The 11582-nt window shown below is 52.5% G+C and carries 8 protein-coding genes; 7 read left to right on the top strand and 1 reads right to left on the bottom strand.

Annotation, left to right across the window (positions count from 1 at the left end):
* Positions 1-993 precede the first annotated feature (993 nt).
* From A3849_RS02285 to A3849_RS02255, 7 genes are all read left to right on the top strand, one after another.
* Positions 994-1947 (top strand): ABC transporter permease, encoded by a 954-nt coding sequence (locus A3849_RS02285; RefSeq protein WP_074110062.1) that lies wholly within the window; start codon positions 994-996, stop codon positions 1945-1947.
* Positions 1948-1965: 18 nt separating this feature from the next.
* Positions 1966-2856 (top strand): carbohydrate ABC transporter permease, encoded by an 891-nt coding sequence (locus A3849_RS02280; protein ID WP_074109979.1) that lies wholly within the window; start codon positions 1966-1968, stop codon positions 2854-2856.
* Between the two features lie 130 nt (positions 2857-2986).
* Complete coding sequence (locus tag A3849_RS02275; protein WP_074109978.1) at positions 2987-4684, top strand: type 2 periplasmic-binding domain-containing protein; 1698 nt, start codon at positions 2987-2989, stop codon at positions 4682-4684.
* 188 nt (positions 4685-4872) lie between these two features.
* Positions 4873-6768 (top strand): sensor histidine kinase, encoded by a 1896-nt coding sequence (locus A3849_RS02270; RefSeq protein WP_074109977.1) that lies wholly within the window; start codon positions 4873-4875, stop codon positions 6766-6768.
* Complete coding sequence (locus A3849_RS02265; RefSeq protein WP_074109976.1) at positions 6765-8354, top strand: response regulator; 1590 nt, start codon at positions 6765-6767, stop codon at positions 8352-8354. The genes A3849_RS02270 and A3849_RS02265 overlap by 4 nt, the downstream gene beginning before the upstream one ends.
* Before the next feature lie 396 nt (positions 8355-8750).
* Positions 8751-9554: an AAC(3) family N-acetyltransferase gene (locus A3849_RS02260; protein ID WP_074109975.1), complete on the top strand. Its 804-nt coding sequence runs from the start codon at positions 8751-8753 to the stop codon at positions 9552-9554.
* A 36-nt stretch (positions 9555-9590) separates the two neighbouring features.
* Positions 9591-10232, top strand: a complete 642-nt coding sequence (locus tag A3849_RS02255) for a histidine phosphatase family protein (protein WP_074109974.1) — start codon at positions 9591-9593, stop codon at positions 10230-10232.
* Between the two features lie 38 nt (positions 10233-10270).
* Here the strand turns inward: A3849_RS02255 and A3849_RS02250 are convergent, their stop codons facing one another.
* Positions 10271-11575 (bottom strand): MFS transporter, encoded by a 1305-nt coding sequence (locus A3849_RS02250; protein WP_074109973.1) that lies wholly within the window; start codon positions 11573-11575, stop codon positions 10271-10273.
* Positions 11576-11582: the final 7 nt, after the last annotated feature.

Genomic DNA, 11582 nt, shown 5'->3' with positions numbered 1-11582 from the left:
AGTAATAAGTGGTAGCAATACAGCAGTATGAGCAGTAACTATATAAGCTGGGCTTAAGAATGATGGCAGGCTGAATGGTGAATGGTGAAATTCCTTGTAGACCAAGGGTTTCGCCATTACAGCAAGTTAGATTCTTAAGTTTAATCTATATAGTTTCAGTAACTGGTTAGCAACAATGGTTAATACAAGGAACCGCCAGGAATCGCAAGGAACAGCTGACGCCAGTGCTCCATCAGAAGAATGGCTCCTTATTCAATGGCCGGATTCTAGATGGAATTTCTACAACTAATTAGTCCAAATCAGCCGCACAGCAACGTTTAGTTGGATTTCCTCCACCTAATCTGGGCAGCATCGGCTGTTTTCGCTCAAGCTGTCCGGATTAAGTATCCTTTTTTCAACATACGATGATCTGATAGTGGTATCACTCATGTTAGTGTTACTTTTTCCAATTAAGAAGGCTGGTAAGTAAGATGCCATCATAGCAACTGAAGCAGCCTTAGCCACCAGCCGCCACTGAATCCTAGAACGGCGAGATGGCCAAGACCAGGGTGGACAGTGAAGGCAAAGAGAGGCTGAACAGGCCTCTCCTTGCCTTCACTCCGCCTGATTTTCTATATCATTTGAACTTAAAGTCCAGCTTGAGGAGGTGGGAGTGGCGGAGGGGAAGTTTGGAACTGGAGGAGCGGTAGCGTTCGCCTTTGTATCCGGATTTCATCCGCTAGAAGCGGTATGAATCAAGAAATCTGGATACAACAGCGACCGGAAGTCCAAACATTCCCCGCAGTCACGGTTTTCACCGAGTCAGCCGTACTTTACTTCAAATCATATAGCCGAAAAATCAGCCCCCAAATACGAAATCTGGACCCTTACAGCCCCATCCGAAAATCGATACAATAAACACATGGAACTGTAAGCGCTTCACATAAATACAGACAGATAGATTTTGGAGGCCATAGGATGGATAACAAAAGAAGCACTCAAGTAAATCAGGCGATGCAGCCGCTTCTTTCGCCAAAAATCGAAACCGGTTCAGGTCGAAAAAGCTCGCTTTGGAGGAGATTGCTAGTCCAGCGCCATTTACAGACAATGGCCCTGCTCGGCGTGGTTTGGATGATTATTTTCAACTACATTCCAATGTACGGGCTGATTATTTCCTTCAAGGATTACAACATCGTGAAATCCATCGCTGAAGCTCCCTGGGTGGGGTTGACGCATTTCCGGGAGTTCCTGGATGACGAGGACCTGGTCAATGTTATCAAGAATACACTGGGCATCAGTTTGATCAAGCTGCTGATTGGTTTTCCGCTCCCAATTATTTTCGCTCTGTTTCTGAACGAGGTCCGTTCCTTAAGGTACAAAAAAGCGATCCAGACCATTTCGTATCTGCCGCATTTTCTCTCCTGGGTGGTACTGGGCGGCATTCTGGCAACATGGCTTGCGGATGTGGGAATTGTGAATAACATTCTGATGTCGCTGCATCTGATTGATCAGCCGATTACCTATCTCGCCGAGCCCAGCTATTTCTGGACGATTATCATTTCCTCCGACATCTGGAAGGAGCTTGGCTGGTCCGCAATCATCTACCTGGCAGCCATCTCCGGGGTCTCTCCGGAAATGTATGAAGCAGCGACGATCGACGGAGCCGGACGGTTCCAGAAAATGTGGTTTGTCACGCTGCCGGCGATTAAATCGACAATCAGCATTCTTTTCATCCTGGCAGTCAGCGGTGTGCTGAACTCCAACTTTGACCAGATCCTGGTGCTCCGCAATTCGCTCAATGACAGCGCCAGCAACGTAATTGACTATTACATCTACTATACAGGTATAGTCTCCAACCGCTTCTCCTACTCTGCGGCGGTCACCCTGATCAAGGCGGTCATTGCACTGATTCTACTGCTAATTGCCAATCAGGTATCCAAAAAAATCAACGATACGTCGCTGTTCTAGACAAGGAGGACTTAACCAATGTTTGCTCTCAAACGCAAGACGATGGGCGAAGCCCTATTCGATATCGTCAACAATCTGATTATGCTGTGTGTATGCTTCCTGACGCTCTACCCGATCTGGTACGTGCTGATCAATGCCTTCAATGACGGAAATGATGCGATGCTGGGCGGGATTTACTGGTGGCCGCGCATGTTCAGCCTGAAGAATTTCGACGCGGTGTTCGCGAGTCCGGGCATCATGCAGGCCATGGGAATTACGGTTGCCAAAACGGTGCTCGGCGTGCTGGTGCATGTGTTCTTCACAGCGATGGTAGCCTACGCGTTATCCCGAAAAGGGCTGATTGGCGGCAAATTGTATATCCTGCTGGGTACGATTACATTGTTTTTCAACGGTGGTCTCATCCCGACCTTTCTGCTGAACCGGGACCTGCATCTGCTGGATAACTTCATGGTCTACATCATTCCGGTGATGTTCAGCTTCTTCGATCTCATTATCTTCATGACCTTCTTCCGGGAAATTCCTGAGGGTCTTGAGGAGGCGGCACGGATAGACGGTGCCAACGACTGGTCCATTTTCCTGCGGGTCGTGCTTCCGGTATCCATGCCGGTCATCGCCACAATTGCCCTCTTCCATGGTGTGTATCAGTGGAATGATTATTTTGCCGGGATCATTTATGTGAATAATCCGGACCTGCAGCCGATCCAGACTTACCTGTTCCGGGTAGTGGCGCAGTCCAGCTCCAACCAGATGATGGTGGCCGTGCAGGGCAGCAGTGTTACCAAAAGCGTGACCTCACAGTCTATCAAGCTGGCCACAATGGTGGTCACCACGCTGCCGATTGTGTTCGTCTATCCGTTCCTGCAGCGCTACTTCGTAAAGGGCATGATGATTGGCTCGATCAAGGGTTAAGGCTTGTCTTCAAGTCAAGCAAACCAAGGCGTTCAAGACACAAAGGTAACTCCTCCGGCGCCCGCACACATGATGGGTTATGGAGTTGAGCTTATAATTTACTACAATTTCAGAAAAGGGGTAAATAAGCATGAGCATGAAACGCAAGCCGAAAGCAATGGTGCTGCTGCTCTTGGGGCTGATGCTGGCATTCTCGGCAACGGGCTGTTCAAGTGGCAATAATGCCGGAAACAATGGCAAGGATAACGCGGGGAGCGCTACAAATTCGGCAGAGGCCACCAAAGCACCGGCAGAACCGGCGGCGTCAGCAGTCTCGGCGGATGAGCCGGGCTGGAAAAGCGACACCTCACCGATCACGTTCGACTGGTATCTGAATTTCGCCTGGTTTCCGAATAAATGGGGCGTAGACCCTACCTCCAAATATGTAACGAAAAAGACGGGTGTGAATATCAACTTCATCGTTCCTGCAGGAAATGAGAATGAGAAGCTTAACACCCTGATTGCTTCCGGCAAGTTGCCTGACTTCATTACACTGGGCTACTGGGAAGATGCGATCAAGAAGATGGTAGAGGGCGAGCTGGTGCTTCCGCTGAACAAGCTGGCCGAAGAATATGATCCGTACTTCTTCAAGGTATCCGATGCCGACAAGCTGGGCTGGTACACACAGCCGGACGGCAATGTATACGGCTATCCTAACTCCTCCTCTTCACCTGCTGATTATAAAAAATACGGCAAAAACTATGTCTCCAACCAGACATTTGTCGTCCGCAAGGATATCTATGAAGCTATCGGAAGTCCGGATATGCGCACGCCAGAGGGCTTCCTGAATGCCCTGAAGATGGCGAAGGAGAAATTCCCTGAAATTAACGGCCAGCCGATAATTCCGCTCGGACTGCATGAGTTCACCGAGAACGGCAACGACTCGCTGGAAGGCTATATTCAGAACTTCCTGAATATCCCGTGGGAAAAGGATGGCAAAGTCTATGACCGTGAAACCGATCCTGAATATGTACGCTGGATGAAGACGCTCCGCCAGGCCAACCAGGACGGACTTTTGGCTAAGGACATTTTCATTGACAAGCGCGCTCAAATGGAAGAAAAGATTGCGCAAGGCCGCTATTTCGCCATGCTCTATCAACGTACCGACTTTGCTTCACAGCTCGGCACTATTTATCAGAAGAATCCGGAACAAACCTATATCGCTGTAGATGGACCTGCGAACACCAAGATGGACCCTCCGGCACTGAACGGCCCTGGTATCTCCGGCTGGACGGTAACGCTGATCTCCAAGGATGTTAAGGATAAGGCACGGGCGATTAAATTCCTCAGCTATCTGAACAGTGAAGAAGGCAACAAGGATCTTTACCTGGGTGAAAAAGGGGTCAGCTACGATACCATTGACGGCAAAGACCAATTTCTGCCGGAAGCCTTTGACTTAATGAACAAGGACCGTGCGGCCTTTGATAAGAAGTATGGATCTTCCTTCACCTTCTGGATGATGCAAAATACAAATATTACGGACCAATGGGCTCCGAAATCCGTTGAACCGTTCAAACAACTGGAAGACTGGACCCGCGGCAAAGCGGTTAATACCTCGGAGTTCCAGCAGATCGATCCTACGGGTAACTCGCCTGAGGGTATTATTGCTACCAAGCTCAAATCCCTGCGCGGCAAAACGCTGCCGAAGCTGCTAATGGCTTCCTCCGACGCCGAGTTCGACAAGCTCTGGAGCGATTATCTGGCGAAGAAGGAAAAAGGAGGTCAAGCGACCTTTGACGCTTACCGCCAGACGAAATATGAAGAGAATAAGAAAAAGCTTGGAATGTAACTCTCTATAGTGCTGCCCAATTGCCCGCTGACTGCGGGCTTTTGGGTTATTTTCTAAATATAAGAATTTATAGGCTTCACACAATCAATTATCCTTCTATTTCTCGCTGAAACAGTACCGTCCTGTAAAAGGACGGCGAAGCTGTTTCTGCTTGTCTAATCTGCGAGGTGTACAAGATACAGGTGAACATGCACAAACGAACCGGGGCATTATGGAACTCCTTCAGCTATTGGTGGGGACGGAGATCGCTGCAAAGCCGGCTGGTGGCAGCCTATATTTTTATTATTCTGGGTCCCTGCCTGCTGGTGTCCTTCTACTCCTATAGAGCAATCAATAATACGTATGTCCGCGATGCTGTGGACAAAAACAGCTATTTGCTGCAAATGGAAAAGATGCATATCCTCAATCAGATCGAAGCCATGGAGAGGGCCGCACAGATGGCTTATTCCGATAAGGTGATCCAGAATTATCTGCTCAATGAGAGCGATCCTTCACTCGGAGAACTGATTGATTTCAATACGACCACTTTTGTGAATTTGAACCGGATTCAATTCAATAATCCTAATATTGAGCATTTGAGACTGTATTCGGCAAGCAAAGAGGTCCACGAAATCTGGCCGATTATTTTCCGGGAGGACCGGGTATCCATGGAGCCTTGGTATCAGCAAGCATTGAAGCTGCAAGGACAGGAGCTATGGTCGTTTCAGAGGAATGATCCGGATCTCATGCAGCGCTACACGGGTCAAACACCGGAAGGACAGCCCAAGGTTTCTTTGCTGAGGGAAATCAGTATTCCGGCCGGCCATCATGTCGGCATGATTCAGGTGGATATGCTGCTCAGCCGCTTCACGCCGAAAACTTATACCGATGTGCGTGACAACCAGTCGCAGATGTTCATCACGGGGGATGGGCTGCAGCTGTTTACGCGGGCTGATAACTCTTTTGAGGAGGATAACCCGAAGCTGAACGGAGCGATTACCGAACGCTTGCGGCAGTATGCGGAAACCGGGGAGTGGAATGTCCACTACAAGGAGAACGGTAACTCTTTTCTGCTGATTCATACCCCGCTTACGCAGATTGGCGCTTCATTGCTGAATGTAGTGTCGACGGAGAGTGTCATGAAGGATATTTCGCATACCCGCAATCTGATTATCGGGCTCAATATTGGTTTTATTGTTCTAGTTACGGCTATTGCTTACGTGCTGAATGCCTTTATTCTGAAGAACCTGCGCCGTCTGACGGAGACGATGAAACGGGTGCGCAGAGGGGAGGCGTACACGGGCATCAGCATCCGCGGAGGCGGGGAGGTCGGGGAACTGGCGCATCATTTCTCCAAGCTGATGAATACGATCAATACACTGGTAGCCCAGGCTGTGAACAAGGAGGCACTCTCCAAAGAGGCGGAGTTGCGGACCCTGCATAACCAGATCGATGCCCATTTTCTCTATAATACGCTGGAAAACATTAAAATGCTGGCAGAGATCGAGAATCAACGGGGCATCTCCGATGCTCTGACCTCGCTCGGCGGCATGATGCGCTACAATTTCAAATGGTCCGGTGAATATGTGAAGCTGCGGGATGAAATCCGCCATATCGAGAATTACATCGAAGTGATGAATATCCGGTTTGAGCATCCCATTACGCTGGAGCTATTGATTGCCCCCTCCTATCTGGAGCTGGAGGTGCTGAAGATGTCCCTGCAGCCGATCGTGGAGAACAGCGTGAAGCATGCCTGGTCAGCCGGAGCGGAGGAGCTTCAAGACCGTTCCATCCGTATTCAGATTTCAGAGGCGGAAGGGGAAATTCTCATTGCCATCCGCGATAACGGGTTTGGGCTGTCTCCGGAGCGGCTGACGGAGCTGCATACCTCGATTTATGCCAAGGAGGAGCCGGGTATGGATGCTTCCGGGTCCGCAGCAGGCGGTTACAGAGGCGGCGGCATAGGACTGCGGAATGTGCACCAGCGGCTGCAGCTGTTCTACGGGGAGGCCTACGGGCTGGAAGTGAAGAGTCAAGCAGGGGAATGGACGACGGTGTTCATGACGCTGCCTAAAGTTCTTTTGACGGGGGATAGACAGACATGAAGAAACTGCTGATTATAGATGATGAAAAAATGATCCGCCAGGGTCTGCAGGCCATGATTGAGCGGGAATACCCGTCCTGTTACAGCATCGCGCTTGCGGGGAACGGTGCAGAAGCACTGGCACTGTATCAGCAGGAGCGCAGGGACATTATTATTACCGACATCCGCATGCCGGTGATGGATGGGATTACTTTGCTGGAGCGGCTGGCCGCAGAGGCGGAGCCTGGCTGTGAAGGACCTGCGGTCGTGATTCTGAGCGGCTACGATGATTTCGAATATGCCAAAAGCGCAATCCGCTACCGTGTCAAGGACTACCTGCTGAAGCCGATAAGACGCGAGGAACTGTTCGGGATTCTGGAGCAGATCAGCAAAGAATGGCTGGAGCAGGAGTCCAATTCCCGCAGACTTGCACAGGAGACGGAGGGCTACCGCCAGGAACTGCGTACTGCCCGCCTGCGCGGACTGCTCATGCAGGAGCCTGTCGAGCCGTCACCCGAGCAGCAGCAGGAGCTGGAACAGCTACCCGTTCCTTTTACAGTGGGCGTGCTGAATTTCTATTACAAAGACGGGGCCCGGATGAAACCGGACGAAGTTCAGGGTCTGATCGAACGGATGGGCGGACCGCTGGCCGGTCCGTTTGCTGAAATTCTGACGGATTGGGAAGGGAAGCTGGTCCTGATCGGAGCCGGCAAGGAGGCATTCCTGGAGCTGGCCCGGCAGACAGAGGCAAGGGAGCTGACGGGTCTGCTCACCGGTATCAGCGGTGAAACCCGGAATCCGGCAGACTTCCGCACCGCGTACAAAGAAGCTTGCCGCGCGCTGCAGTATACGTTCCTGCCGCCGCAGGCCAGCTTCATAGATTACGCGGATTTGCGGGAAGGGCGGCTGCGTTTTCCAATGCCGGAGGAGGAGCTGCGCAAGCTGCTGAACATGCTCGGCACGGACCGCGAGAAGGAAATTAGAAGCCTGCTGGGGGCGATTTTTCAACTGGATCATTTGCAGCATCTGGATCTGGCGTATCTGGAACAGGTGGGCCGGAGCATGAACGAACGGGTGCTTGATGAGGTGTTCCGGCTGCACGGGGAAGCCTCCGTAGAAGTGCTTAAGCTGTACCGTACGGTGGGCAATCTGTATAATTTCCGCCATTTTCACGACTATTACCGGACACTGGAGCATTTGCTCATTACGGTGAACGATTATATCATAGGAATTAAGTCTGCCCACACAGAGCATGCCGACATGGAAGAGGCACTCGCCTATATTGAAGCGAATTATGCCCGCCCGCTGAATATGGCGATGGTGAGCAACCATGTGTCGCTTAACTATTCTTATTTCAGTGAGGCCTTCAAGGCCTATACCGGAGAGAGCTTTGTGCTGTATCTCAAAAGAGTCCGGATCCGCCATGCCAAGGCGCTGCTCTCTGAGAACCGCATCAAGCTGGCCGGTGTCTCCGAAGCCGTAGGCTTCGAGAACAGCAAGCAGTTCGCCCGCGTGTTCAAGGAGCTGGAGGGCATCTCGCCAGGCGAATACCGCGCCAAGCTTCTGCTGGAGCGCTATTCCGGACGTCTGGGGGATAAGGAATCGTAAGTAGGCGGGGAGGCAGGGGCACTGCTCTTTTTGTTAGTTGGAATTTGTTTAACTAATTTAGTGATTTTGTGCTCTTTTTTCGATTTAGGTGGAAAAAGGGAACTTGAATGTTCAGCTATAGGCATATTTGGGTGTATTCTAACGATTACAGAAAATTTAAGTGCACTAATTCCAATTAAACTTGGATAAAGGTTGTTATGAGAAAAATTAGTGGGAGGAATTCCAACTATTGATCATGGAACCGAGTGCGTGGTTGGGCAGATGATTAGGAAAGCTTCTTCGAAGCCAGGTAAGTTGTCTTTGGATACGCGAGGGGCGGTGCTAAGCATACGGGCTGCTGAAATGGCACAGTTCTACCCGGATCCGTCGAATGAAAGTTGTAAGGGGAGTGCTCGAATGGAAGAAATACGAGGGGAACTCATTACAGTGGGGACACTGGCATCCGACTTTCGGAAGCTTGGGGTGCGTGAAGGGATGACGCTGCTGCTGCATTCCTCCTTTAAATCGCTGGGACAGTGGGTGGCAGGCGGGCCGGTTGCCGTTATTCTAGCCCTGGAGCAGGTGCTTGGAGAAGGGGGGACTTTGGTGATGCCGACCCACTCGTCCGATCTGACCGATCCATCGGGCTGGAGCAATCCGCCGGTGCCGGAGGCGTGGTGGCAGAGCATCCGGGAACAAATGCCGGCCTATGACCCGGATCTAACGCTATTGCGGGGAATGGGCGTAATTCCCGAAACGTTCCGTAAGCAAAAGGGGGTTCGGCGCAGCAGCCATCCGGTCCATTCTTTTGCTGCCTGGGGCAGGCACAGGGATGAGATTCTTGATGGGCATGCGCTGGACGCTGCTTTTGGTGAACAATCACCTCTGGCCCGGATCTATGATCTGAAGGGAAGCGTACTGCTGCTTGGCGTGGACAGCTTCAATAATACTTCACTGCACCTGGCCGAATACCGGGCTGAGTATGCCGGGAAGCAGGAGGTCACTGCGGGAGCGCCCATGCTGGTCAACGGGGCCAGACAATGGGTGGAGTACAGGGATTATAACTGGAATTCGGAGGATTTTGCCGCTATTGGTGAGGACTTTGGACAAGAGACGGGACAGATTACTTATGGAAAGGTTGCTGCAGCTGCAGCCCAGCTCATCCCGCAGCGTGAGATTGTGGACTATGCGGTGAAATGGCTGGAGCACAAGCGAGTATAGCCGGAACAAGTTCATTTTACATAAAGGGGGATCTTCTTGAAAACAACAACTGTATATTTAACCCGGCACGGGCAGACGGAGTGGAATGTCCAGAACCGGATGCAGGGGCATCGCGATTCGGCGCTTACACCGCTTGGCGTACAGCAGGCAGAGTGGCTGAACCGGGGGCTCCGGCAGGAACCGTTAGATATGATTTATTCCAGTTCAAGCCCCAGGGCACTGCGGACAGCAGAGATCGTACGGGGGGAGCGGAGTATCCCGCTGATCGCTTGTGATGAATTCATAGAAATTGGAATGGGGTTATGGGAAGGTCGGGACTCCGCCGAGATCGCGGCCGGGGACCCGGAGCAGCATCATCATTTTTGGAAAGACCCGGAGAAATTCAGTGTGGAAGGCAGCGAGACCTTTGCCGGGGTACAGAAGCGGGCGCTGGAGAAGCTGCAGGATATTGTGGCGGCACATGACGGGCAGCACATCCTGATTGTTACCCATACCGTAGTGATTAAAGTATTGATGGCTTATTTTGAAGAGAGAGCTATGGAGAAGCTATGGGACCTGCCATATATTTATCCGACCTGTCTGTGCCGGATCGATTTTACGGACGGACAGGCAGAGATCCTGCTGCACGGGGATACAAGCCATTATGTGAATAGCGTAGAAGATGAACTATTCGATTAGCCCTCATTAGTCTTGTATAGAATATTGTTGGGAAAAAATCAGCCCGCAGGCGATGCTCCAGTGTTATGGACATCGCCTGTTTGGTGTGGGCCACCTCTGAGGGCCTGCCGTTGTCTGGCTTCAAGCGCGGACAGGTCGCCATCGAGCATCCGCAGGCCGGGGAGCAGCAGGGCGGCTCCGGCACATAACGCCGGCAGCAGTCCGGCAGCGACGAACAAGGCCGGTACACCATAGGCCTCGGCAATGGCCCCGCCGGCAAAAGCGCCAAAGGGCTGTAGGCTGCCGCCGATCAGGAAGCGGATAGAATTCACCCGTCCCTGAAGATTGCCCGGAACGAGGCGTCCATGCAGGGAGGAGCTTAAGGAGCCGAAGAAAGGGCCAAGGGCGCCGGATACAAATACGGCTGCAAGCGCAAACGGAAAGCTGGGAATCAGCCCCCATATGGTTGTAATGATTCCGATCGTGCCGAGACTGCCAAGCATCACGAGGCGTCTGCGCTGAATCTCGCCCAGCAGGGAAATTACACCAAGGCCAACCAGCATTCCAAGCGCGGAAGCTGTGGTAAGTGTGCCCATCGCTGCAGCATCGCGGTGGAGGACCTCGCGCACATACGGAACCATCATCGTCCAGACCGCGATGGAGCTCAGATTGCTGACCGAAGCCATAAGCATGATGGTGAACATGGCCGGGAACTGCTTGTAAAAGGTGAAGCCATCAGCCATTTCACGCATGTATAAGGATAGGGAGAAGCCGCCTGAAACGGTACCCGGTTGGGCTGGCTTGGGCAGCTTCGGCAGGCAGAGTAGAGTGGCGATAGCGGCAATGTAGCAGAGCATATTAATGCCCAGTGCCGGGAGCGCCCCGCTGGCAGCGGTCAGCGCGCCAGCCAGCGCAGGTCCGAGCAGCGCTGCCGCTCCCTTGCAGCCGTCGATGACGGCGAAGGCGCGCACGAGCTTCCGGCTGTCCGCGACGCCGGGAATCACAGCCATCGCCGTGGGCATGAACAGCGCGGCGCAGGCGCCGCTAAGTCCGGCTGCGGCGAATAAATGCCAGAGCTGGAGCTGGCCGGCGAGGCCCATGCCCAGCGGAAGGGCGATGGCCAGCAGCCGGATCGCGGCCAGGCAGGCCATGAAGCGCACGCGGTGCAGCCGGTCGGCGAGCGGGGAGCCAAGGAGGCGCAGCAGCAGCTCCGGGATGCCGGAGCTTAGCGCCAGCGCGCCCATGGCCAGCTTGGAGCCGGTCAGGTCATAGACCAGCCATTCCATCGCCAACAGGCCAAAGGCATCGCCGAAGGCACTCAAAGAAATCGTAGACAGCAGACCGTAGTAGCTGCGTTTCAGCATAGGGGAT

It is taken from the genome of Paenibacillus sp. P46E (genome assembly GCF_001909095.1).
GTDB classification, from domain to species: domain Bacteria; phylum Bacillota; class Bacilli; order Paenibacillales; family Paenibacillaceae; genus Paenibacillus_AQ; species Paenibacillus_AQ helianthi.
Note: the sequence above shows the minus strand (reverse complement) of the source record. Positions and strands in the feature narration are given on the sequence as shown.

What these genes read in the sequence shown, in the direction of transcription:
- A3849_RS02250 (WP_074109973.1), bottom strand. Translation starts at nt 11,575, where the DNA reads ATGCTGAAACGCAGCTACTACGGTCTGCTGTCTACGATTTCTTTGAGT.
- A3849_RS02280 (WP_074109979.1), top strand. Translation starts at nt 1,966, where the DNA reads ATGTTTGCTCTCAAACGCAAGACGATGGGCGAAGCCCTATTCGATATC.
- A3849_RS02270 (WP_074109977.1), top strand. Translation starts at nt 4,873, where the DNA reads ATGCACAAACGAACCGGGGCATTATGGAACTCCTTCAGCTATTGGTGG.
- A3849_RS02260 (WP_074109975.1), top strand. Translation starts at nt 8,751, where the DNA reads ATGGAAGAAATACGAGGGGAACTCATTACAGTGGGGACACTGGCATCC.
- A3849_RS02285 (WP_074110062.1), top strand. Translation starts at nt 994, where the DNA reads ATGCAGCCGCTTCTTTCGCCAAAAATCGAAACCGGTTCAGGTCGAAAA.
- A3849_RS02275 (WP_074109978.1), top strand. Translation starts at nt 2,987, where the DNA reads ATGAGCATGAAACGCAAGCCGAAAGCAATGGTGCTGCTGCTCTTGGGG.
- A3849_RS02265 (WP_074109976.1), top strand. Translation starts at nt 6,765, where the DNA reads ATGAAGAAACTGCTGATTATAGATGATGAAAAAATGATCCGCCAGGGT.